The following is a 23,372-nucleotide window of genomic DNA, read 5'->3' on the forward strand; positions in this document are numbered from 1 at the left end:
CACGGTTCAGGGAAGAGTCATGATGGCGCATGGATAACTATCGCCAATCTGCTGAGCAGAATAAAAAAGTGTCTTTGGAAATTTCTCTCGTACCGCAAACGCGTATTCATCGTTGATTTAAACGGATAACAAATTGGTGAGGGTCGCTATAATGCCAACGATTATTATGGATTCATGTAATTACACACGCCTGGGTTTGTCTGACTATATGTCTGCGAAAGGAGTTAAAAAGAAAAATATTACTCCTGTCTCGGATATCGACCAATTGCAACAAAGATGTGAGCAAATTAAGCCGGGCGTTGTGTTTATCAACGAAGAGTGCTTTATTCACGAATCTGATTCCAGCGATCGTATTCGTGCTATTATCATGCAGCATCCTGATACCTTATTCTTTATTTTCATGGCGATCTCGAATATCCATTTTGAGGAATACCTCTACGTTCGTAAGAACCTGATTATTACATCAAAATCGATAAAAACTTCGACGTTGGATTCCTTATTAGGCACCTATTTGCAAAAGAAACTCAACGCTTCGCCGCGTATTTCTGCCGGGCTCGACGTGCATCCATTGACATTAAGTCAGACTGAATCAAATATGCTGAAAATGTGGATGTCAGGTCATGACACCATTCAGATATCTGAGAACATGCAAATTAAAGCCAAAACCGTATCGTCACATAAAGGTAATATTAAACGTAAAATTAAAACCCATAATAAGCAGGTTATTTATCATGTCGTCCGTTTGACTGATAATGTCACCTCAGGGATTTATGTTAACGTGCGATAATTACCTACAGTGAATAAAAGGGCTGATCATCTGATTGGCCCTTTTCACGTTTTGAGAGTTTGATCCCACTTTCCTGCCTAATCCTTTCCCCCTGCCTGCCGATGCTTATTCTCATAACACCTACCTACATGAGAGCAAGGATATGAAAACAGCATCGATTGATGAGCAATATAAGCTCAGCATCTGGCAGAACCTGCGCCTGATGCCTTTGTTCAGTATGATCTTTGGTGGCATTCTGCTGCTTTTTGCCCTGTGCATTGGACTCGCCAGCTACTTTTTGATTCAGAGTAATAATTCCCTAAACGATGCCACCGAAGAAATTCAAATTCGTATGGGCATCTCTAACAGTTCTAACCATCTGCGTACTGCGCGACTCAATGTGCTGCAATCCGGTGCCGCCGCGCGTATTGGTGAAATGGATGGTTATCGTGCCGATTTAGCGCGCACCGAGACGCGTATTAAACAAGCGCGCGAAGGTTTTAAACTCTATATGGATCGCAAGGCGAAAACGCCGGCGGATATTGCCCTCGATGAACCGCTGACCGCCAGCTTCAATGCTTATATTGATAAAGGTCTCAAGCCGATGATTGAATCGGCTAAACAGGGCAGCTTCGAAGGCATTGTGGCGCAGGAAACTGACGTCACGCGCAAACTGGATGATGCCTATAATGCCGTGCTGCTGAAGGCGATTAAAATCCGTACCGACCGCGCCGAAGCGATTAATGCCGAAGCCGCGCATCAATCACGCATTGGCTTTATTGCTATGGCGGTGGCGTTTGCTGCCGCCTTGCTGCTGGTGCTGCTGACCTTCGTGTTCCTGCGTCGCGTGGTGATCACCCCGCTACGTCAGTCCGTTGATCGCATCGAGCGTATCGCGCAAGGCGATCTCACCGCGCCGGAACAAGCCTATGGCCGCAGCGAGATTGGTAGCTTGCTGCATAACCTGCAGCTAATGCAGGCCTCGCTGGTGCGCACCGTCGGTACGGTGCGAGAAGGCGCGGTAGCGATTTATCAGGGTTCCAGCGAGATTTCCGCCGGTAACACCGATCTCTCATCGCGTACTGAAGAGCAGGCCTCCGCGCTGGAGCAAACCGCCGCCAGCATGGAGCAGCTCACCGCCACGGTGAAACAGAACGCCGAGAACGCCCATCACGCCAGCCAGCTGGCCGCCGATGCCTCAGGCAAAGCGCGCAGCGGTGGCGATCTGGTGAGCGGCGTGGTGCAAACCATGAATAACATTTCTGGCAGCTCGAAGAAGATTGCCGAGATCACCAACGTCATCAACAGCATCGCCTTCCAGACCAATATTCTGGCGCTGAATGCTGCGGTGGAAGCGGCGCGTGCCGGTGAGCAAGGCCGTGGTTTTGCCGTGGTGGCCAGCGAAGTACGTAACCTGGCGCAACGCAGTGCGCAGGCGGCGAAAGAGATTGAAACGCTGATTGCTGAATCGGTGGGGTTGATCACCAACGGTTCACGCCAGGTCGGTGAAGCCGGTAATACCATGGGCGAGATTGTTGAAGCGGTGCGGCGCGTGACGGACATTATGGCTGAGATTGCCGCCGCGTCGGATGAGCAGAGCCGTGGCATCCAGCAGGTGAGCCTGGCGGTGACCGAGATGGATAACGTGACGCAGCAGAACGCCTCGCTGGTTGAGGAAGCCTCTTCGGCAGCGGCTTCGCTGGAAGATCAGGCCGGCAGATTGACGCAGGCGGTGGCGGTGTTCCGTTTGAATGACGCGCCGGTGGCGCACGTGGCTAAAGCGGCGCAGTCTGCGTTGCGTACGCCAAATCTGGCGCCACGTCCTGCATTGGCGACGTCAGGGAATGATAACTGGGAGACGTTTTGATTTGAGGTAGTGTGCGGTATCCCTCACCCCGGCCCTCTCCCACACGTGGGCGAAGGAGTGGATGGTGCGCCAATCTTTCCCCTCTCCCGCTTGCGGGAGAGGGTTAAGGTGAGGGGAAAATTAATCAAGCCTCTTCATACGGCTCCACAAAAACCCCTTCAGCATGATCGCTTTCATTAAAGAACCAAATCCCCAGCGGGTAATCTTCTAACGCCACCAGATACATGATGCCTTCATTGAATGCTTCCACTGCCAGCACCGTACCCACACGGCGCGGGCCGCCGTCGGTTTTAACCGTAACGCGATCGTTCACCTTCATTGATTACTCTCCGCAAATTGTCCTGCGACACAGTTTAACGGAAGATAATCAACACTGCCTGATCGCGATCAGCGTCGGGCGATAACCCACACCGCATGTATGATGCCCGGAATGTAGCCGCACAGCGTCAGCAGAATGTTGAGCCAGAAAGCCCCACCAAAACCGACTTGCAAGAATACGCCCAGTGGTGGAACCAAAATGGCGATGACAATACGTAAAAAGTCCATATTCACTCCCTGATATCACTTAACAATCAATCGCTAAGCATAGTCGCTGTTACGCACTGTGCACTTAAAGGCAGGTAAAACTCTGTCAAGATGCGCTTTTTCGCTTTCTTAACGTTTCGCAGAGAGACTTTTGACGCAGGCTGCTCGTACACTTCTCAGTACTGCACCAACCCCAAAGGCGCAGTCAACCTAAAAGTAACAAGGATTTTTGCCCGCGCAGCGCGGGCTTTTTTTTGCCTGCCATTTGCCCTCCGCGCCCTCTTTTCACCAACGACTATACTGGTGTAGATCCGATTGCCTCCGGGAGGCCGCCATGACCACTGCAAAAGAGTACAGCGAGAGAGTTCAGCGCGAAGTGAATGTCGATGTTGATGCGTTGCTGGAAGCCATTCAGAAGAGAACGTCGGGCGAGGTAAAAGAGTTTATGGGAGCCGAAGACGCGCATTGCGTTACGGTAAATGGCGCAGCCTATGACTCTTACTCCGAGCTAGCGGAAGCTTTCGAACTCGACATTCGCGACTTCGCCAGCAGCGAAGTTAACCGCTGAAATCGATTTCAAAAAAATACCCGGCGGGATGGCCGGGTAAAGTAAATCAGTAAGTTCGTTACACCAGGGAATTCTTAACACCCTGTCAGATTACGCCTTAGTCTGATTAAGACAAGACTCATCCCTGCATGTAAATCGAACAATTTTGTATAAACATTCATGTGAATCGTCCCACGCGCCGCGTCACTGCTGGTTTCAGATGTGCACGAAATGTGCATCGCGCCTCCCGCCACTTTTGCCATTTAAGAATTATCCTGGATGTCGCTGGCCGGGTCGCGGGAAAAAGTGTGATCGCGATTCCGCTATTATACTGATTACTCTTCGCTTTACGGATGCCACTGGCGTAAGGAGTGTGATGATGCTGAGTCTTAACTCTTCCCTAATGATCATTACCGATCTTGATGGCTCATTGCTGGATCATCATGACTATAACTGGGATGCGGCCAGTGAATGGCTGGCGCGTCTGAAACAACATCAGATCCCGCTGGTGATTTGTTCCAGCAAAACGGCGGCCGAGATTATTCCGCTACAAAAGAAGTTAGGCATTGTCGGTGCACCCTTTATTGCTGAAAACGGTGCGCGCGTGGTGTTGGGCGGTGAACACACGCCGCCGATCGAAACCAGCGCCAGCTATCATGCGCTGTGCCAGACGCTGCAAGCGTTGCAGGCACGATTTCGCTTCAACGGCTTTCATGAATTTAGTGATGCCGAAGTCGCACGCTTTACCGGTTTAACCCTTGCCGAAGCCAGCCAAAGCCGCCTGCGCGAAGCGTCGGAAGTGGTGTTGTGGCGCGATGACGAACAGCGTTTACCGGAATTCCGCGCGGCGCTGGCCGAACACAATCTGGCGTTAACCCAGGGCGGGCGTTTCTGGCATGTGATGCCCGCCGGCACCGGCAAAGGTATCGCGCTGGCGGACATTCAGCAGCATCTCGCCGCGCAGGAAGGAGAAGCGCGCACCACAATCGGCTTGGGCGATGGTCCCAACGATGTGCCGATGCTGGAGCGCGTTGATTATGCCGTGGTGATAAAAGGCTTCAGTAAAACGCCGGTGGAGTTGCAACGCACCGATACTGAGAACGTTTACCACACCGCGCACGTCGGTCCGCAGGGCTGGCGTGAAGGTCTGGACTATTTTCTTGCGCCGAATGAGTAACGGCCTTTAACCAAAAGGATGAGACGATGAGTGATTTTTACCAGAATGGTGTCATTACTAATTTCCATAATCTCACCCACCGCAGCGTCGAATCGCTGGAAAAAGAGATGGTGCGCTTCTCACGCAAACGCAAAATGGGGCTGATTTTGCCGTCGCTGTTCTCGGAACTGGAAGGCCCGGCGCTGGATAATATCGTTAACGAACTGGCGAAGGTACCTTACCTGGAGGAGATTGTGATTGGCCTCGACCGCGCCGATCGCGACCAGTTTCTGTTTGCGCGTGAGTTCTTCTCCCGCCTGCCGCAGCGCCATCGCATTTTGTGGAATGACGGGCCGCGCTTGAAAGCGCTGGATGCCGAACTGGATAAAGAGGGTTTATCGCCGAGCCAACCCGGCAAAGGGCGCAATGTGTGGTTCTGTACTGGCTACACGCTGGCTTCCGACCGCACTCAGTGCGTGGCGCTGCACGACTGCGATATCGTCACCTATGAACGCGGCATGCTGGCGCGTTTGCTCTATCCGCTGGCCAATCCGTCTTTTCAGTATGAGTTTTGCAAAGGTTTTTACGCGCGCGTCGCCGACGGCAAGCTGAATGGCCGCGTCGGGCGTTTGCTGGTCGGTCCGCTGCTGCGCTCCTTGCAGAAGGTCTACGGTCACTCGGAATATCTCGATTACCTCACCAGCTTCCGCTATCCGCTCTCTGGCGAGTTTGCCATGCGCACGCATGTGCTCAACGGCATCAAGATTCCCGGCGATTGGGGATTAGAGATTGGCGTGCTGTCGGAGATTTATCGTAACTACACCACGCGTCAGACCTGCCAGGTTGAGATCGCCGATAACTACGACCACAAGCATCAGCCGCTGGCCGAAGATGATGGTACCGGCGGATTGAAACGCATGAGCAATGACATCGTGCAGTCGCTGCTGCGTAAGCTGGCCACCATGGGCGTGCCGCTCACCAGCGATTCGTTCCGGGTGTTGAAAGCCACTTACTACCGTAATGCGCTGGACATGATGGAGATCTACAACCACGAAGCCACCATGAACGGCCTCAAGTTTGATCAGCACATTGAGGAAGCGGCGGTAGAAATGTTCACCCAGGCGATTCTTGACGCCGGACAAGCCTTTATTGAGCGTCCGAATGAGAAACCCTTTATTCCCAGCTGGAGTCGCGTGCAATCGGCTTTCCCGGATATTCTGCAGCGGATTTATCAGGCGGTGGAAGAGGATAACGACGGCAAGGTGTAATTCAGGGTTGAACCACATTCGGGACGACGGGCATCGTCCCGAATGTGTTTAACTGGCCAGCTGTTGCGCGCTCGATACGTGACTGAGTTCATCACTGCGAAACGCCTCACGTCGCACGCTGTAACCATCATACCAACGACACTCTACCATTCCGCTGGCATAGCCGGTGACCACCATGGTGGGTCCGCCCTGTTTGTGCTGAACTTCGTCACTGATTGCAAAGATCATACCGCACCTCCCTCTTTCATCGTTAAATGACCGAATTTAGGTATAGCAGCTGTGACCGATTTTTTCCTATACGATTAATCTATTACTGCTACTAAATCAGAATAAGCAGTTAAAAACTCTGTAAATAAAAAAAGCCGACAAAATTTATTGTCGGCTTTGATAGCACGTCCTGGACAGGAAAATTAGATTTTGCAGCCTTCGCAATCCGCTTCGTCGCTGATATCCGCAGGCACTTCGTTGGCTTTTTCTGCCGCTTTGGCTTCAGCCTGTTCCAGCTGTGCATCGATATCAAATTCAAACATATCGTCGTTCATCATCGTTCTCCTGACCGTGATTAAAAATTTACAGCGCTTTATAACTGCTAGCCGCGCAGCTTAGCAATCAGATTTACGCCCAACAGCACGATCGACCCAATGATAAAGCCGATCACCAAATTGGCGCCGTTGCTCAGCAGTGCCGAGACCAAACCGTTGAATCCGGCGCTGTATTCCGTAATAGCGTGATGTAGCGGCGTGATGCCGTGCACCACAATGCCGCCACCAACCAAAAACATCGCCAGCGTGCCGACTAACGTTAAGGCTTTCATCAACCAGGGGGCAAAGGCCAGCAATACGCCGCCAATGGCCTGCGCGACCGTGGAAGATTTCTCTTTTAACCAAAAGCCCAAATCGTCAATTTTAACAATCATCGCCACGATGCCGTACACGCCAATGGTCACCAGAATGGCGACACCGGCGAGAATCAGCACCTGATTCAGCAGCGGCGCCTCTGAGACGATGCCCAACGTGATGGCGACAATCTCCGCCGAGAGGATAAAGTCAGTGCGCACTGCGCCTTTCACTTTGTCCTTTTCAAACGCCCGCGGATCCTGCTGCGCCAGTTTGTCGAGACGCTGCTGACGCGCCTCCGGACTCTGCTCAGCCTTATCGTGATTGAGGCTATGCAGCACTTTCTCCACGCCTTCGTAGCAGAGATAGGCACCGCCAATCATCAGCAGCGGCGTAATCAACCAGGGCGCAAACGCCGAGATCAATAACGCCAGCGGCACCAGAATGAATTTATTAAGAAAGGAGCCTTTTGCAACGCTCCATACAACGGGCAATTCACGGTTGGCTTTGACACCGCTAACCTGCTGCGCATTCAGCGACAGATCGTCACCCAATACGCCTGCGGTCTTCTTTGCCGCAACTTTGCCCATGACCGAGATATCGTCGAGCAGTGTTGCAATATCATCCAGAAGGGTGAGTAAACTGGTTCCTGCCAAAGTGGTATTCCTTATTATTCCGGTTCGTGATCCTGACAACAGGGGCAACGCTCAATCGCCGTCACTGACATATCGGCGATGCCCGCACAGTCCCATTCGACGCGTAACGGCCCCGTCAGATCCCCGGCGTGCAAATACTTGCTCACCGGACTTTCCGTCATGCCGCTGATCTCTTCGGTGGCTACCAGCCGGTCGCCAAGATAAATGCGCGCCGTGGCTTGGGTTGTCACCATCCGCTCATCGCGGAGTTGATACAGGCGCTTAACGGTAAGTTTGATGCTGCTCATGGCTCAATTCAGCGTCCCAGAGAAAAGGGAGATCTAAACTGTTATAGCGGCTAAAAGCAACAATCTCGCACTATTCAACGCGATAGTGATGCAAGCCCTGATGGTCGATTTCGCTGCTGTCGGTTGCGGCCAGCAGCCACTCTTCTAAACGTTCAATCAGCGCGCTGTCCTGCAGCTGCAGTTTGCCGCGCAGCGCGCACTCCCAAACAATCAGTACTTTCCAACCTCCTTCGCGCAGTTTTTCGACGTAACGCCGGTCGCGCTCAACGTTACTGTTAATTTTGCCACTCCAGAATTCGGTACGCGTGGCCGGCATTTTGAATAAGTAGCAGTGATGACGATGCCAGAAGCAGCCATGAACAAAGATGATCGCTTTCTCGGCGGGCAGGACAAAATCCGGGCGGCCCGGTAGCGCTTTATCCTGTACGCGATAGGTGAAGCCGCGATCTTTGAGAATCAACGCAATACGCTGTTCAATCGCGGTATCCTGATTGCGAATCGCGCGCATGTTTTTGCTGCGAATGGCTTGCGAGTGAACGTCTGCCATGGCGTCTCCTTGTATTAGCGCTTCTACAACTTTAGCGGTTTAAGCCAAAAGCGAAAGCACACCGCACGCCAATTTCCTCGTTGCGTGATGAGTGTTAGCATAGCCGCCTCACTGTTAAGGAAAAACGCATGCTCGCTATCGACCCCGTCTCGCCCTCCCCGTTAACCGCCGATCAGGATGACGCGACGTCGCTGTTACTGCAGGTGCTCGATATCTATGCCGCACGCGATGTGGTTATCACCTTAACTGAAGCCGGTGGCCGCGACTGGAGCGTGCCGCGTTTGAATCGCATCCGCGCCGGTAAAAGTGCCGCGCCGGCGCTCTCCAGCCGCGAAGTGGCCAGCCTGCAGGCTTTGCTGCCGCAGCGTCCGGCGCATTATGACGACGCCAAATTCCAGTTTGTCGATCTGTTTGCCGGTATCGGCGGCATTCGCCGTGGCTTCGAGCAGATTGGCGGTCAGTGCGTGTTCACCAGCGAATGGAATAAAGAAGCGGTGCGCACCTATAAAGCCAATCTGTATAGCGATCCACAGTTGCATCACTTCAACAGTGATATTCGTCTGGTAACGCAGCCTGCGGGCATCAGCGATGAGCAGGCAATTTATCAGCATATCGATCGCACCATTCCCGATCATCAGGTGCTGCTGGCCGGTTTTCCTTGCCAGCCCTTCTCGCTGGCGGGCGTGAGCAAGAAGAATGCGTTAGGTCGCGCGCACGGTTTTGAGTGCGAAGCGCAAGGCACGCTGTTCTTCGATGTGGCGCGCATTTTGGCCGCCAAGAAGCCGCCGTTCTTCGTGCTGGAGAACGTGAAAAACCTTAAGAGCCACGATAAAGGCCGCACCTTCGCCATCATTATGGCCACGCTGGATGAACTCGGTTATGACGTGGCCGATGCCAATGACGGCGGTTTGCCGGATGCGAAAATTATCGATGCGCGCCATTTCCTGCCGCAGCATCGTGAGCGCATCGTGCTGGTGGGCATTCGCCGTGATAGCGGGCTCAGCAACGGCTTTTCGTTGCGCGCCCTGCCCGCGCTCTATCCGCAAAAGGTGCCGTCGTTACATAGCCTGCTGGAACCCGAGCCAGAAGCAAAATATACGCTGTCGCCCACGCTGTGGAACTATCTGTATCAATACGCAAAAAAGCACAAAGCCAAAGGCAACGGCTTCGGCTTTGGCCTTAACGATCCGCGTAATCTGAACATTTGCGTGCGTACTTTATCGGCGCGCTATTACAAAGATGGTTCGGAAATCCTCATCGATCGCGGCTGGGATCACGCGCAAGGCGAAGCAGATTTCCAGCAGGCGGAGAATATGGCGCGCCGTCCGCGTCGTTTAACCCCGCGCGAATGTGCCCGCCTGATGGGTTTTGAAGCGCCGGGCGAGGCCAAACTGCGCATTCCGGTTTCCGATACGCAGGCCTACAAGCAGTTCGGTAACTCGGTGGTGGTGCCGGTATTTGCTGCGGTGGCGCAACTGTTATTGCCGCTGATTGAACAGTACGCCGCGCAAAAGGCGTAGCGATTCAGGACCACAATTTTATTTAGGGCCGCGCTTTATGCTGTTTTCCGCCTAATCGCGCCCGCTGTCACCAAACTGTCACGCGTGCTGCCAATACTCCTGTTTTATTTTTTGGAGGCGTGTGATGTCACTCCTGTCTGTTATCACTCTGCCGCTGCGGTTACGCGCGCGGTTCTCCCCGCGTATTCCGCTGTGGCTCACCAGTTTACGTAGCCAGTTTTTGCTGTTCATTGCGCTGTTCTGCTTGCTGCAGTTTGCCGGCGTGCTGCTACTGAATACTCACGTTAACCAGACGCAAACCTCGTTGCAGCAGGCGAATCAACTGCGCGAACGTCTGGCCCTGCTGGATAAAGCGCGCATCGAACTGCTTACCGCCAGTGATAACAGCCATCGCGCCGGTATTTATCTGATGCAGGATCAACAAAGTGGCTCGGTGGATAGCTGGAAAAGCCTGGCGGCGGCAGCCGATGACTCGTTGAAGCAGGCGCAACAACAGTTCGCCGCCTACCACGCCCATGCGGATAGCCCGCTGGCGCAAGGTTTTACCATGCTGGCAGCAGGATTGCAGGAGCAGCTGAAAGGATTAGCGGCCAACGACATCAACGCCTTTTTTATGGTGCCGATGCAGGCATTTCAGCAGCAGTTTAATGATGCCTGGTTCAGTGAAATCGAGCAGGCCAATCAGCAGCTCAGCAGCGTGAATCAAAACACCCTCAGCACCTTGAAGCAGAGCCGCAATCTGTCGCTGATGGTCAGCGCGATACTGATGGCGCTGTTAGTGCTGGCGTCCAGCCTGCTGATGCGCGGCGTATTGTTGCCGCTGCGTCGCGCCAATGCGCAGCTGGAACAGATCGCCACCGGTGATCTGGTCGATGCGCAAAACCTTCCGCGTCGTCAGTCGCTGGAAACGCGCCAGCTGTTCCAGTCAATTGAGACCATGCGACGCGGCTTGCAGCAGATTGTGCGCGACATCAACACGGTGGCGGTCAGCGTGGCCGCCGGCGCAGAAGATATGCAGCAGCACAATGAGAAAGTGATGCAGCAACACCAGCAGCAAAATGCCAGCTTCCATCATCTGTCGCAGCGCTTAGATCGCGTCTCTGAAGAGGTGGAGATTGGTGCCCAGTTCTCGCAGCAGGCGACGCAGGAAGCGCAATCTGCCGATGCGTTGATGCGTAACTGCGCACTGGAAGTCGATAAGATGGAAACCCAGATGCAGCAAATTGTCACCGCGTCGGATGATATCGCCGGGATTGTTGGCATGCTGGATGACTTGTCGATGCAGACGCGTTTGTTATCGCTGAATGCCGCAATTGAGTCGGCACATGCCGGCGCTTACGGCCGCAGCTTCTCGGTGGTCGCCAAAGAGATGGGTTTGCTCTCGCAGCAAAGCGGTGCCTCGACGCGCCAGATTGACGGATTGATTCAGCATACGCAGCAACATGTGCATGCTGGCTTCGATAAGGTGAAAGCGCTGGAGGTGCTGTTCGCGCAGATCAGCAGCGCGGTGTCTGGCGTGGTGACGCAGCTGAACGAGCTGCAGCAAAACAGTGCCGCGCAGAGTCATCGGGTAAAAAAGATTGCGCTGGAAGTGGTGGAGATGAGCGGACAGCTGCAGCAGAACGAAGCGCTTAACGCCCATCAGGTGCAATCGGCAGTGCAATTGCGCGCCTTATCGGACCGCCTGACTCAGCGCGCGCAGCAGTTCCGTATTTAATCTGCAGGCATAAAAAAACCCGTCAGTGACGGGTTTTCTGCTTATTTCTTCTTCTTACTTTTCTTCAGCAGTGCACGAATCTGCTTCAGTTCCGCAGCGGAGAGCTGATCTTCCACCGCTTCCTGAGTATCCAGACTATCAATGGCCGGTTGCGCACCCGCATCTAAACTGGCCTGCAGGCGATTAACGATCTCCTGACTCATGGAGATTTGGTTATCGGCGGCTAACTGTTTGATGTGCTCTTTCAGTGCCGGGTCAATTTTGATGGTTAAGTTAACGGTCTCGGTCATTTTCATACTCCCTTTTGATTTACAACAACGTAGCGGAAGCAGATGAAACTTAACAGACTGTCATAAAAATTTAATATTACGAGTGTATGGGGCTGAAATCTCTTAACACCGATTCATCGATGGAGGTCAGATTGCCCTGCAGCTCGGCGCAAAGTTTGCCCATGTAGTGGACGAGAAAATCGGCGTTATGTTCCGCCAACAGGCGTCCAGCTTCGGTTTGCATGGTTTGCGGTAAACCCAATAGCTTTTTCTGGAAGTGATCCAAGGTCCACTTCACATCATCCAGTTCCCGATCTTTTCCTAACGGATCTTCGCTATCAAACAGCGGACGACCTAACGCGCCCGCCGTATAGAAAACGCGCGCCAGGCCGATAGCACCTAATGATTCGAGACGATCGGCATCCTGCACGATTTTCGCTTCCAGCGTTTGCGGCGCGATACGCGCACTAAAGCTATGAGCCTGCACCGCGTGCGCAACGGCATCCAGCCGTTCGAACGGGAAGTCGGGGAAATCTTGCTGCAGTATGCGGCGCGTCTCTTCCGCGGCATAAGTTGACGCTAAATGACGTTCGGGATGGTTTTTCGGCAGGTTGACCACATCGTGAAAATAGCAGGCGGTCATCACGACCATAGGATCGGCGTCACTGTGCTGCATGATGCGCTTAGCACTCATCCAGACGCGGCGCAGGTGCGCGATATCGTGGGCTTTGTCGTCGTGCAGCCAGTTGAGCTGCAGCCAATTCTCGTAGCGTTGTTGCCAGTGAGTAAGTGACATCGTGCTTCTCCTGTTATTGCTGTTATCTACGTTCCTGCGGACATCATAGCGGCCTGGTCATGACACTTTTTTTACATCCGTCCAGGCGGTGCCAGGCGTAAAAATGAGATCCCGATCTTGTTATAACGCTGTTAACGCCGCTTGCACAGCAGCCATTGCGATTTCGGTATTTCCTTAGTGCGTTTTAGTTAAATAACTCTGTTCAATAGGTTTAATATATTCGCGTCATCAACAAATTTCGCTTTAGGGATAAATTCCAGTTATCTATGCTGATAAATGGGGCTTCTTAGAGGCAGATCAACACGGCATAATCTGAAAAGGTTCCCATAATGGCCTTTATAACGTACTGTATCTGGAAAATTTATGGCTTCTGATCCCTTGCAAAGTCCTTTTCAGCACACATTTTGCTTATGAACCATTTTTTACATCTAAAATTGCCAGAATAGCCTGATACTAAGTCGACAAATTATTAAGCAAACTGATTCAAACCCATTATGCTAGCTCTCACATCTACGGATGTTAGGGGATTCTTCGCAGTTTCCGGGTTTGTGACACATTAAGAGGTATGCAATGAAAGAACGGCCGATTCTTTTTTCCGAACAGCGGGTACGCGCCCTGCTGGTTGGCCAGCAAACGCAGACCCGGCGCATTATGAAAACTCAAGCCTTTGGTCCGGGTCAGGATCATCATGAAGGGGTACACGCATTTGATGTCAGCGCCAATCATCTGCACGGCTATAAATTGATGTCGATGACCGATGTCAGTTCGCACTGCCCATTTGGTCAGGCGGGCGATGGTTTGTGGGTACGTGAAACCTGGCGCGGCCCGATTGTGCCGGAGGCGATGCTGGCGGATTACGAACGCGATCCTCTGCCGTTCCGCAATGCGGCTTACTGCCAATATCGCGCTGACAGCAATGAATTAGGACAGCTGGATGAGAATATGCAGAATGCCGAGCAGTTTGGCTGGCAAACCGCGATTCACATGCCGCGCTGGGCCAGCCGCATCGACCTGCAAATCACCTCGGTGCGAGCCGAGAAGATTCAGGACATTAGTGAAGATGACATCATGGCGGAAGGCGTGCAGACCGATTCGCACTTCCTGAATAACTTCTTCACCATGAATATGAATTCCGAATCGCCAAAAGAAGCGTACCGCAAAGCGTGGCAGAAACAGTACGGCGCCACCAGCTGGGAAGTGAACCCGTGGGTTTGGGTGATCGCGTTCCAGCGGGTTGAACGATAAAACGTCTCCTCCCCCTAACCCTCTCCCGCAAGCGGGCGAGGGAACCGTTCTTAGCGACGTAGAAGTTTGGGGAGCACGTGAAGATTTGCACAGTAAGCTCCCTCTCCCGCCTGCGGGAGAGGGTTGGGGTGAGGGCAAACTTACTTTCCCGCTTTGCCACGCCAATCACAGACAAATCCCCCATTAACTGGTTGAATCTCCGGCTTTGATTCCGCGCTGGTAATTTCCCCTTTGCCGCGCCAGGATACTGTTTTCGTCTGAAGAGTGAGTGACGCAATGTTCAAATGGCCGTGGCATGCGCAAATAGAGACTTCAGTACTGGCGCTGCCCTGGCAACAGGCGCTGGCACAGCCGATCTTTTCACTGCTCGATCCTGATGAAAAAACCGCGCTGGTTACGCTGGCGCAACGCTTCCTGCAGCAGAAAAAAATCTCGCCGCTGCAAGGCCTGCAACTCGATGAACTGTTACTGACGCGTCTGGCGCTGCTGTTCTGTTTGCCAGTGTTGAAGCTCGGTCTCGAATGGCTCGATGGCTTTCATGAAGTGCTGATCTATCCTGAACCTTTCAATGTCGACGATCGCTGGGAAGATGATAACGGCCTGGTGCATCACGCGCCGGCGGTGCACGCTGGACAAAGCTGGACGCAAGGTCCGGTGGTGCTGAATGCGCTGGATATTCAGGATTCGCTCGATCTCTCCGGTTTTAACCTGGTGATCCACGAAGTGGCGCATAAACTCGATGCGCGCGGCAGCGGCTATACCAGCGGCATTCCGGTGATGGCGCTGCGCGATGTCGCCAGTTGGGAGAAAGACCTGCTGCAGGCAATGGCGGAGATTGAAGCGGAAGTTGAGTTAGTCGGTGAACAGGCGGCGACCATCGATCCTTACGCCGCCAGCGATGCGGCTGAATGTTTTGCGGTGCTGTCGGAGTATTTCTTCAGCGCACCGGATTTACTGGCTAACCGTTTCCCGGCGATGTATCGCCATCTGCAGGAGTTCTATCGTCAGGATCCCCTGGCGCGACTGGCGATGCTGACAGCAGAACCTGCTTAAATCGCGATCGCTTTGTACTAATGCTAGCCAGTTGAATACAAATGTGTTTTAAGCTGTTGACACCTGCAAGGGTCGCCATTAATATTCGCCTCGTTCACACGATTCCTCTGTAGTTCAGTCGGTAGAACGGCGGACTGTTAATCCGTATGTCACTGGTTCGAGTCCAGTCAGAGGAGCCATATTTAGAGAAGCCCGCTTAGGAAACTAAGCGGGCTTTTTGCTTTTACACTTCCGTCCAGCCGCGCAGCAGGTTGTGATACATGTTCAGCAGCGACAACAGCTCTGGGCTATCACCGTGACGCGCTTTGAGGCTTTGAATATTGCGATCCAGCTCGAACAGCATGGCACGCTGTTTATCGTCGCGCACCATCGACTGAATCCACAGGAATGAAGCGACGCGCGCACCCTGGGTAACCGGCGTGACGCAATGCAGGCTGCTCGACGGATACAGCACCAGATGGCCTGCTGGCAGTTTCACCTTGTGCTGACCATACGTGTCTTCAATCACCAATTCGCCACCTTGGTAGCTTTCAGGTTCGCTGAGGAACAGCGTGGCGGAGAGATCGGTTCGCATCCAGCCCGCCGCGCCGTTATGGCGTACCGCGCCATCGACATGAAAACCGTAGGTTTCGCCCTGCTCATAACGGTTAAACAGCGGCGTGGAAATCGATCGTGGTAATGCAGCGGAAAAGAACAGCGGGTTGTTGTTCAGTGCCTGCATCACCGCGGTTTGCAGCTGATCGTACAGCGGCGTGCGGGTATCGATCTGCTGATTGTTTTTCACCGTCGCGCCCTGGCTGCCGACCGTCGCCCTTCCGTCGATCCATTCGGCCTGTTGCAGCAGCGTGCTAAAACTCGCTACCTCTTCCGGCGTCAGTACAGCAGGAATGTGATACATCATCGCGTTGTTCTCTCAAAAATTGTGGGGCGCGCACGCCCCACGACGTTAACTTAGAAATGCACGTTTGCCGTCAGCAGGAAAGTCCGTGGCTCGCCTGGATGGTAGCGATAACCGCTCTTATTGATTGAGGCAACATAGTTGGTATCGAACAGGTTGTACACGTTGAGCTGCAGATCGAGGTTGTTGTTCACCTTGTAGCCCAATTTGGCATCGGCGACCCAATAACCTTCGGTGTGATCCGGCGTACCGACTGCACCATCGCTGCCGCGACGCAGACTGCCCACATAACGCGCACCGGCACCGACTGAAATCGCATCGGTTGCCTGATAGTTGGTCCACAGCGTAAAGGCGTGCTTCGGCGTGTAAGCCAGCGCAGAAGATCCATCCTGCGATACGCTATCCCCTTCGGTCACGGACGCATGCTGCAGGGTATAGCCGGCGATCACTTCCCAATCTGGCGTGATGTTGCCGGTGGCTGAGAGCTCATAACCTTCCACACGTTTTTTACCGGCTTGCGAATAGGTGCCGTCGTCATTAGCGGTGACTTCATTTTCAATATCGGTACGGAACAGCGCTGCATTCAGCAACAGACGTTTATCCAGCACCTGCCATTTGGTGCCCAGTTCGCTGGACTTGGCTTTCTGCGGTTTGAAGTCGGTGCGGTTGGCGCTGTTGCCGGTGCCACCTGCGGCCAGTGCAAAGCTGCTGCCACCTGGCGGTTGCTGAGAAATGGCATAGTTAACATAGACGTTGCCCTGCTCGGTCAGACGATAAAGCGCACCGGCTTTCCAGTTCACCAGATTGCCCGATTTCGCGGTATCCACGGTGGTAACCGGCGTATTGCGCGGCACGCCAGCTGGGCACGTCAACGCACCGCGTCCGGTGCCGCCACAGGCGGTCGCGCTGTCATACTCAGTGTGATAGTTATCGAGACGAATGCCGCCGTTCAGTTCAAAACTTTTGGTTATCGCGAGCGTATCAAAGGCGTAAATGCCTGCGGTATCGGTTTGCCCGTTAGCATTGGCACCATTCCTGTCCAATCCACCCACCGAAATGCTGCTGATAGGATGGTAGATATTAACCGATGGCGGCGTAATCGCATTGACGCCGTAGTTGGTTTGATTTTCACGCGTAAACTCCACGCCCGCGCTGACATCGTGCCCAACCGAACCGGTGTAAAACTTCGAGGTGATGTTGGTTTGGTTGGAGAGAATGCGGTTGCTGGTGTCTTTGGTGTTCGCCAGGCGCGACCAGCTCCAGCTATTCACATCGTTCCGGTTCGGGGCAGTGATATTGGTGGCGCCGCCCATCACCGCCGTCAGCAGATATTCCTGCTTCACGCGCGACCAACGCGTGGTGTTGCGGATGGTGGTGCTGTCGTTGATATCGTGCTCGAAGCGTATGGTGGCGCTGTCGGTGGTCGATTTATCAAAGTCAGAATCGGTGCCGTAATAATTACTGGTCGCGACTTTGCCAGAATTATTCAGTGCCGCCGTCGCCGCATTCGGCGCCGAATAGCCCGGCAGACCAATGGTTGGAATGCCGCCATCGGGCGTATTGTTTTGATGCACATGCAGATAGTTAAGGTACAAGCGCGTTGAAGTATCCAGACCCAACGCCAGCGATGGCGCCACGCCATAACGCTCGTTCTGCACGTTATCACGCGCCGCATCGTGAGTTTTCTCACCCATCAGATTGAGGCGGAACGCGGCGTTGTCGTTGATCGCCTGGTTGTAATCCAGCGTGCCGCGACGCATCCATGCGCTGCCAACGCTGACTGAGGCGTCGAGCCCGGTATCGAGGCGCGGCTGTTTGCTGATCATATTGATCGAACCTGACGGCGCGCTGCGTCCGTAATCGGTGCCCGATGGCCCTTTAATCACTTCAACCTGCTGAGTGTTGAAGGTATCGCGCGTCACGCTACCAATATCGCGAATGCCATCGACGTAAATGCTGTTGGAGGTATCAATGCCGCGCATATACACCGCATCACCGGTAGTAGAACTGCCGTTTTCACCCGCATAGAACGCGCCCACGCCCGGCACGTTTTTCAGCGCGTCGGTAAGATTGGTTACGCCCTGATCTTTAATCACCTGATCCGGAATCACCGTCATGGTGCGGGTGGTATCCACCAGCGGACGATTGAATTTCGGATCGGCAGATGCGTTGGGGGCATACAGCGATGGCGTATGCGCTTCAACCACTAAGGTATCGTCAGATTTTTTGTTGGCATTTTCTGCCGCTAATGCGGCAGCAGGAGAAATACCAATGCAAAGCCCGGTGAACAGGGTCAACGAATTGAAGCTGCCAAACGGCAGGGTGCGATTTTTATCCATTTTTAAGGGAGTGAGTTTCTTGTAATGATTGACGCGCACATCACATCAGCGGATGGCCTGGCGCAGAAGCATTCCGGCGGCAAGGGGTTGAGCTGGCGTGACACCTAAATGATAACGCCAATGGTTATCATTTACTTTTCTATCTTACACGCACGCCGCGAGTTAGGAATACATTTCTTTACGAGAAAATTACGGAATCAAGACAATTGATAGAGAGTGTGAAAATCTGATGAATTTTTTTGAACGAAGGGTCAAATTTCAGGCATAAAAAAACCCGCTGGCTAGAGCGGGTTCTTTATTCAACAGCGCACAGCTCATTCCAGTAGCTGTAGCGGATGACATGGTGCAGGCGCTCATCTCTCATAGTAGCGATACACCGAAGGATGGAACTCAACACCGTACAGCTGGCTGATGGGGATCAGCAGGTCGATATGATTACTGAGATCGAATTCGCGCTCTTCTGCGGGTCCAGTATCGCCATTGATCAGTTGGTTAAACCACTGCTGCAAGAGGTGTTTCATTGTCAGCTTCTCCACAAATGATTGAGGCTGACAGTAAACCGCATTATCCCATATAACCAAAACGATTAGTTGTGCGCTTCTTTGCCAAATAATGCATATATGTAGAGCCCACAATGGGGCCAGCCAATGCCCTATCCCCTGCTCTTCGCCATCATCTTGCGATAATTGTTCAGCCATTTGCCGCTATTGAGTCGCCACCAGAAAAATACGCCGCGCACCGTCCAGTCGAGGAACATGCCGAGCCAAACGCCAATCACGCCCATTCCCAGCACAATCCCAAGGAAATAACCGGCTACCACGCGTGCGCCCCACATACTAAACATGGACACATACATGGTGTAACGCGCATCGCGCGCGCCTTTCAGGCTGGCGGGCAGCACCCATGAAGCGGTCCAAATCGGCATAAAGGCGGCATTCAGCCAAATTAAATGCTTAGTAACCGAAATCACTTCCGGATCGCGGCTGTAAAATTGCGCGAGTGTTCCGGCGAGCGGCACGGTGATCAACGCCAGCGAACACAATCCAATCATCGCCAGCCAGAAAACGTGTTTGATTTGCCGTTCAGCCTGCATCACCTGATTCAGCCCCAGCCTGCGGCCGGTAATAATGGTCGAGGCCGATCCCAGCGCGTTACCCGGCAGGTTAATCAGCGAAGCAATCGAGAAGGCGATAAAGTTACCGGCGATCTCATTGGTACCCATGCCAGCAACAAAAATCTGCGTCAGCAACTTACCGCCGTTAAACAGCACCGATTCAATACTGGCGGGCACGCCAATGCCCAACACTTCCATCAGAATATTGCGGTCCCAGCGGCGGAAATAGCTGGCGATGGAGATTTTCAGGGCCGGCGTAATGCCGCGATACAGCACGTAAATCGCCGCCGCCGCACCAATATAGCGCGAAATGGTTAAGCCCAATCCTGCACCAACAAAACCCATACCTTCCCAACCCAGACAGCCGTAAATCAGCACGCTACTGATCACGATGTTGAGAATGTTCATGCCGCCGTTGATCAGCATCGGGATTTTGGTATTGCCCGCACCACGCAGCGCGCCGCTGCCAATCAGCGCAATCGCCGCTGCGGGATAGCTCCACGCCGAGGTTTGCAGATAGCTCAGCGCCAGCTCTTTCACTTTGGGATCGGCGCTGCCGGCAATCACATCAATGATTAGATGCCCCCAAAACTCGATGGCGATCACCAGCACAAACGCCAGCGCGGTCATCAATCCCAGCGACTGTCTGGTGGCGGCTCGCGCCCGTTTGCCGTTGCGTTTCGCCAGGCTGAACGCCACCACCACCGTGGTGCCGAGATCGATGGCAGCAAAGAAGGAGATGATCACCATGTTGAAGCTGTCGGCCAAACCGACGCCCGCCATCGCTTCTTTACCCAGCCAGCTCACCAAAAAGGTACTGAGGACGCCCATCAGCATCACGCAGAGGTTTTCGATAAAGATGGGCACGGCTAATGGGGTGATTTCTCGCCAGAACAACGTACGGTAAGCGCGGCGCTTGGGATACCACGCCGTGTTTCTGACCGCCCGCATCACTGCTACGCCAGGATTTTGCAAGGGATTACCAAATCACTTTGGAGAGGAAGAAGAGTAATAATGATGATAGGCCACTGAGAATTATGCAAAGTGTTTCCCCTCACCATTTAATCATTATTACAAACTTTTTGTCGCCACCACCGCAGGATCGGCTGCGCCGCCCAAATAGGCGCTGCGCACGTCGTCATTATTGAGCAGCTCTGCGCCGCTGCCGCTCAGGCGAATCTCACCGTTCACCATCACATAGCCGCGATCGGCTAGCTGCAATGCATGGCGGGCATTCTGCTCCACCAGAAACAGCGTCATGCCTTGTTGGGTCAACTCGCGCAGAATGGCAAAAATCTGCTTCACCACAATCGGCGCGAGGCCAAGGCTGGGTTCGTCGAGCAGCAACAGTTTAGGCCGACTCATCAGCGCGCGGGCAATCGCCAGCATCTGCTGCTCGCCGCCGGAGAGCGTCATGGCGCGCTGCTTGCGCCGCTCGCGCAGGCGCGGAAACAGCTGATACATGCGCTCTTTGTCCTCTTTAACAAAACGTTCGCCGATGGCGATGGTGCCCATCAGCAGGTTCTCTTCCACCGTCATATCAGGAAAGATGCGCCGTCCTTCCGGGGCCTGCGCAATGCCGCTGGCGGCGATGAAGTGCGTCGAACGCTGGCTGATCGCTTCGCCGCGCAAACGTATCTCGCCGCTGGCAATACGCGGCTGGCCAAAGATCGACATCAGCAGCGTGGATTTCCCCGCGCCATTAGCGCCAATCAGCGCCACGGTTTCGCCCTGATTCACCGTCAGCGACACCTGTTTCAGCGCTTGCAAAGGGCCGTAAAACACATCGACCTGCTCAAATGCCAGCATCGGTTCAGCCATGGTCGCTCTCCTCTTCTGCGCCGAGATAGGCGGCAATCACTTTGGGATCGTGACGAATTTGCTGCGGCGTGCCCTGAGCAATCACATCGCCATGATCGAGCACCACAATGTGATCGGAAATGCGCATCACCATCGGCATGTCGTGTTCAATCAGCAACACGCTGATGCGATGATTGGCGCGCAGGCGATGCAAAATTTCGCTCAACGCCTCGGTTTCCACCGGATTCAGCCCAGCCGCCGGCTCATCCAGACAAATCAGCTCAGGTCGCGTACACATGGCGCGCGCGATCTCCAGCCGCCGTTGCTGACCGTATGAGAGCGTGCCGGCCAGACGGTTGGCGCTGGCGACCAAATCGACGTTTTCCAGCCAGTAAAAAGCGCGATCCAGCGCGCGATTTTCTGCTTCACGGTAGCCGCGTGTGTTCAGCACGCCCGCCAGCAGCTGACGATTGACCTGCATATGCTGCGCCACCAGCAGATTCTCAATCACCGACATCTCGCGGAACAGCCGAATATTTTGGAAAGTACGCGCCAGCCCGGCGCGGTTCACCAGGTGCGCGCCGCCAAACATCTTGTACCAGAGCCGCGAGCCGAGCCGGGTGGGATTGATCCAGTCGCCCGCATGAATTTTTTGCCCCAGCACCTGAATCACATCGGTGCTGCGCTGATTGGCGTTGAGCACAATGCGTCCGCCGGTGGCGCGATAAAAGCCGGTCAGGCAGTTAAACACCGTGGTTTTACCCGCGCCGTTGGGGCCGATTAATGAGGTCACCGAACCGCGCTCCACCGCCAGGCTAACGTCATTCAGTGCCTTGATGCCGCCAAAGCGCATCATCAGGTTGTCCACTTGCAGGATGGCATCACTCATGGCGCACTCCTTTTCGCAGTGGCACGCCAACGCGTGCGGTGCGCACCAGCCCACGTGGCCGCCAGATCATCATCAGCACCATTAGCATGCCGAACAGCAGCACGCGGTATTCGGCAAAGCTGCGCAGCAGTTCCGGTGCCACCGTCAGCACAAACGCTGCCAGCACCACGCCGAGCGTCGATCCCATCCCACCGAGCACTACAATGGCGAGAATCAGCGCCGACTCAAAAAAGGTAAACGAGGTGGGATTAACGAAGCCCTGATAGCTGGCGAAAAACACCCCGGCGATGCCCGCCGTTGACGCGCCCAACATAAAGGCTGAAAGCTTAACCAACACATGGTTAAGCCCCATCGCGCGGCAGGCAATCTCATCTTCACGCAGCGCTTCCCAGGCGCGGCCAATCGGCATACGCGTCAGGCGATGCTTAATCCACAGCACCAGCAACACCACCAGAACCAGCACAACATAGATGAAGATAAATTTCATATTCGGGTTGTAAGTGACGTGCAGAAACTCGTGATACGGCACGCCGCCATCGCGCGCGCGGCGGGCAAACTCGAGGCCAAAGAAGGTCGGCGACGGCACGGAAACCCCGTTCGGGCCGCCGGTAAAGGCGACCCAATTGGTCAGCACCAGACGAATGATTTCACCAAAGCCGAGCGTAACGATCGCCAGATAATCGCCGTGCATGCGCAGCACCGGGAACCCAAGCAGCGCGCCAGCAAAAGCTGCCAGCAGCGCCGCCAGCGGCAGCATGCTCCAGAAACCCAATCCGAGATATTGATAGCCAAGCGCCAGGCCGTACGCTCCGATGGCATAAAAAGCCACGTAGCCGAGATCAAGTAATCCGGCGAGCCCAACCACAATATTCAAGCCCAACCCGAGCAGCACATAAATCAGGCCGAGAATCGCCACCGTCAGCAGATATTTACTGGAGAGAAACGGAAAGGCCAGCGCCACGATCAGCAGCAGCGGCAATATCCAGCGCAAACGCGAACGATAGCCGGGCTCGCGCACGTAAACCCCGTCATCGCTGCTGGCAAACTTGCGCATGATGCGCTGACCAAAAGGCGCGTGCAGAAACAAACTGAACAGCAAACGCCCCGCCATCACCACCGCCACCAGCAGCGCCACGCGCTGTGGCGACAGTTTGAAGCTGTAACCGTCGAGCACCACGCCAACAATCGGACCAAATACCACCAGCGCCACTAACCCCGCCAGCAGCGTATCGAGCAGCGCCTGGCGCACAGGATTTTGCGTCATTGCATTCATCGGG

The 23,372-nt window shown here is 54.1% G+C and carries 25 protein-coding genes and 1 tRNA gene; 10 read left to right on the plus strand and 16 right to left on the minus strand.

Going from position 1 to position 23,372, the window contains the following annotated elements; genetic code table 11:
• Window positions 1-151: 151 nt before the first annotated feature.
• Together rcsA and K5Y33_RS07670 are read left to right on the plus strand one after the other, a co-directional pair.
• Window positions 152-787 carry a transcriptional regulator RcsA gene (gene rcsA / locus K5Y33_RS07665; protein WP_008105413.1) on the plus strand — a complete coding sequence of 212 codons (636 nt, stop codon included), beginning with the start codon at window positions 152-154 and terminating at the stop codon, window positions 785-787.
• Window positions 788-929: 142 nt separating this feature from the next.
• The gene (locus tag K5Y33_RS07670; RefSeq protein WP_137386044.1) at window positions 930-2,633 is read left to right on the plus strand and encodes a methyl-accepting chemotaxis protein; all 1,704 of its coding nucleotides are present in this window, start codon (window positions 930-932) and stop codon (window positions 2,631-2,633) included.
• 124 nt (window positions 2,634-2,757) lie between these two features.
• On the opposite strand, the gene dsrB is transcribed toward K5Y33_RS07670, so the two are convergent.
• Together dsrB and K5Y33_RS07680 are read right to left on the minus strand one after the other, a co-directional pair.
• Window positions 2,758-2,952, minus strand: a complete 195-nt coding sequence (gene dsrB, locus K5Y33_RS07675) for a protein DsrB (protein WP_101763947.1) — start codon at window positions 2,950-2,952, stop codon at window positions 2,758-2,760.
• Window positions 2,953-3,020: 68 nt separating this feature from the next.
• The gene (locus tag K5Y33_RS07680; protein WP_192411592.1) at window positions 3,021-3,179 is read right to left on the minus strand and encodes a YqaE/Pmp3 family membrane protein; all 159 of its coding nucleotides are present in this window, start codon (window positions 3,177-3,179) and stop codon (window positions 3,021-3,023) included.
• A 313-nt stretch (window positions 3,180-3,492) separates the two neighbouring features.
• On the opposite strand from K5Y33_RS07680, the gene yodD reads away from it, so the two are divergent.
• From yodD to K5Y33_RS07695, 3 genes are all read left to right on the plus strand, one after another.
• Entirely contained in the window at window positions 3,493-3,726 is a 234-nt protein-coding gene (gene yodD / locus K5Y33_RS07685; RefSeq protein ID WP_222233624.1) for a YodD family peroxide/acid resistance protein, read from the plus strand.
• Window positions 3,727-4,084: 358 nt separating this feature from the next.
• Window positions 4,085-4,882, plus strand: coding sequence for a mannosyl-3-phosphoglycerate phosphatase-related protein (locus K5Y33_RS07690; RefSeq protein ID WP_110868371.1), 798 nt, complete (start codon window positions 4,085-4,087; stop codon window positions 4,880-4,882).
• Window positions 4,883-4,908: 26 nt separating this feature from the next.
• Window positions 4,909-6,129: a glycosyl transferase gene (locus K5Y33_RS07695; protein ID WP_101763945.1), complete on the plus strand. Its 1,221-nt coding sequence runs from the start codon at window positions 4,909-4,911 to the stop codon at window positions 6,127-6,129.
• 48 nt (window positions 6,130-6,177) lie between these two features.
• On the opposite strand, the gene K5Y33_RS07700 is transcribed toward K5Y33_RS07695, so the two are convergent.
• The 5 genes from K5Y33_RS07700 to K5Y33_RS07715 form a co-directional block, all read right to left on the minus strand.
• Window positions 6,178-6,357: a YodC family protein gene (locus K5Y33_RS07700; protein WP_101763944.1), complete on the minus strand. Its 180-nt coding sequence runs from the start codon at window positions 6,355-6,357 to the stop codon at window positions 6,178-6,180.
• Window positions 6,358-6,539: 182 nt separating this feature from the next.
• Window positions 6,540-6,674, minus strand: a complete 135-nt coding sequence (locus K5Y33_RS23650; protein WP_255253243.1) for a hypothetical protein — start codon at window positions 6,672-6,674, stop codon at window positions 6,540-6,542.
• Window positions 6,675-6,718: 44 nt separating this feature from the next.
• Window positions 6,719-7,621 carry a DUF808 domain-containing protein gene (locus tag K5Y33_RS07705; protein WP_101763943.1) on the minus strand — a complete coding sequence of 301 codons (903 nt, stop codon included), beginning with the start codon at window positions 7,619-7,621 and terminating at the stop codon, window positions 6,719-6,721.
• Window positions 7,622-7,635: 14 nt separating this feature from the next.
• Window positions 7,636-7,908: a hypothetical protein gene (locus tag K5Y33_RS07710; protein WP_008105433.1), complete on the minus strand. Its 273-nt coding sequence runs from the start codon at window positions 7,906-7,908 to the stop codon at window positions 7,636-7,638.
• Between the two features lie 70 nt (window positions 7,909-7,978).
• Window positions 7,979-8,455 carry a very short patch repair endonuclease gene (locus K5Y33_RS07715; protein ID WP_222233625.1) on the minus strand — a complete coding sequence of 159 codons (477 nt, stop codon included), beginning with the start codon at window positions 8,453-8,455 and terminating at the stop codon, window positions 7,979-7,981.
• Window positions 8,456-8,583: 128 nt separating this feature from the next.
• Between K5Y33_RS07715 and dcm the strand changes: the two genes are divergently transcribed.
• Window positions 8,584-9,975 carry a DNA (cytosine-5-)-methyltransferase gene (gene dcm, locus K5Y33_RS07720; RefSeq protein ID WP_222233626.1) on the plus strand — a complete coding sequence of 464 codons (1,392 nt, stop codon included), beginning with the start codon at window positions 8,584-8,586 and terminating at the stop codon, window positions 9,973-9,975.
• A 124-nt stretch (window positions 9,976-10,099) separates the two neighbouring features.
• A complete protein-coding gene (locus K5Y33_RS07725; RefSeq protein WP_222233627.1) occupies window positions 10,100-11,692 on the plus strand; it encodes a methyl-accepting chemotaxis protein in 1,593 nt (530 codons plus the stop codon).
• A 41-nt stretch (window positions 11,693-11,733) separates the two neighbouring features.
• Here the strand turns inward: K5Y33_RS07725 and K5Y33_RS07730 are convergent, their stop codons facing one another.
• Both K5Y33_RS07730 and K5Y33_RS07735 read right to left on the minus strand, forming a co-directional pair.
• Complete coding sequence (locus K5Y33_RS07730) at window positions 11,734-11,982, minus strand: hypothetical protein (protein ID WP_008105442.1); 249 nt, start codon at window positions 11,980-11,982, stop codon at window positions 11,734-11,736.
• A 76-nt stretch (window positions 11,983-12,058) separates the two neighbouring features.
• Window positions 12,059-12,757 carry a phosphohydrolase gene (locus K5Y33_RS07735; protein WP_110868365.1) on the minus strand — a complete coding sequence of 233 codons (699 nt, stop codon included), beginning with the start codon at window positions 12,755-12,757 and terminating at the stop codon, window positions 12,059-12,061.
• A 570-nt stretch (window positions 12,758-13,327) separates the two neighbouring features.
• Between K5Y33_RS07735 and K5Y33_RS07740 the strand changes: the two genes are divergently transcribed.
• The 3 genes from K5Y33_RS07740 (at window position 13,328) to K5Y33_RS07750 (ending at window position 15,234) form a co-directional block, all read left to right on the plus strand.
• Window positions 13,328-14,002, plus strand: coding sequence for a hypothetical protein (locus K5Y33_RS07740; RefSeq protein ID WP_101763938.1), 675 nt, complete (start codon window positions 13,328-13,330; stop codon window positions 14,000-14,002).
• A 276-nt stretch (window positions 14,003-14,278) separates the two neighbouring features.
• The gene (mtfA, locus tag K5Y33_RS07745) at window positions 14,279-15,055 is read left to right on the plus strand and encodes a DgsA anti-repressor MtfA (RefSeq protein ID WP_222233628.1); all 777 of its coding nucleotides are present in this window, start codon (window positions 14,279-14,281) and stop codon (window positions 15,053-15,055) included.
• Between the two features lie 103 nt (window positions 15,056-15,158).
• Window positions 15,159-15,234: transfer RNA gene (locus tag K5Y33_RS07750), tRNA-Asn, on the plus strand.
• Between the two features lie 44 nt (window positions 15,235-15,278).
• On the opposite strand, the gene ybiX is transcribed toward K5Y33_RS07750, so the two are convergent.
• The 7 genes from ybiX to livM form a co-directional block, all read right to left on the minus strand.
• Entirely contained in the window at window positions 15,279-15,956 is a 678-nt protein-coding gene (gene ybiX, locus K5Y33_RS07755; RefSeq protein WP_222182793.1) for a PKHD-type hydroxylase YbiX, read from the minus strand.
• 50 nt (window positions 15,957-16,006) lie between these two features.
• Window positions 16,007-18,292, minus strand: coding sequence for a catecholate siderophore receptor Fiu (locus tag K5Y33_RS07760; RefSeq protein WP_222233629.1), 2,286 nt, complete (start codon window positions 18,290-18,292; stop codon window positions 16,007-16,009).
• A gap of 353 nt (window positions 18,293-18,645) precedes the next feature.
• A complete protein-coding gene (locus K5Y33_RS07765; RefSeq protein WP_222233630.1) occupies window positions 18,646-18,813 on the minus strand; it encodes a hypothetical protein in 168 nt (55 codons plus the stop codon).
• Window positions 18,814-18,944: 131 nt separating this feature from the next.
• Window positions 18,945-20,357: an EmmdR/YeeO family multidrug/toxin efflux MATE transporter gene (locus K5Y33_RS07770; RefSeq protein ID WP_110868362.1), complete on the minus strand. Its 1,413-nt coding sequence runs from the start codon at window positions 20,355-20,357 to the stop codon at window positions 18,945-18,947.
• A 120-nt stretch (window positions 20,358-20,477) separates the two neighbouring features.
• Window positions 20,478-21,227, minus strand: a complete 750-nt coding sequence (locus tag K5Y33_RS07775) for an ABC transporter ATP-binding protein (RefSeq protein ID WP_222233631.1) — start codon at window positions 21,225-21,227, stop codon at window positions 20,478-20,480.
• Window positions 21,220-22,095 carry an ABC transporter ATP-binding protein gene (locus K5Y33_RS07780; RefSeq protein WP_222233632.1) on the minus strand — a complete coding sequence of 292 codons (876 nt, stop codon included), beginning with the start codon at window positions 22,093-22,095 and terminating at the stop codon, window positions 21,220-21,222. The genes K5Y33_RS07775 and K5Y33_RS07780 overlap by 8 nt, the downstream gene beginning before the upstream one ends.
• The gene (gene livM, locus K5Y33_RS07785; protein WP_222233633.1) at window positions 22,088-23,368 is read right to left on the minus strand and encodes a high-affinity branched-chain amino acid ABC transporter permease LivM; all 1,281 of its coding nucleotides are present in this window, start codon (window positions 23,366-23,368) and stop codon (window positions 22,088-22,090) included. The genes K5Y33_RS07780 and livM overlap by 8 nt, the downstream gene beginning before the upstream one ends.
• Window positions 23,369-23,372: the final 4 nt, after the last annotated feature.

The sequence above is a fragment of the Pantoea sp. DY-17 genome (assembly GCF_019795975.1).
Taxonomy (GTDB): Bacteria; Pseudomonadota; Gammaproteobacteria; order Enterobacterales; family Enterobacteriaceae; genus Pantoea; species Pantoea leporis.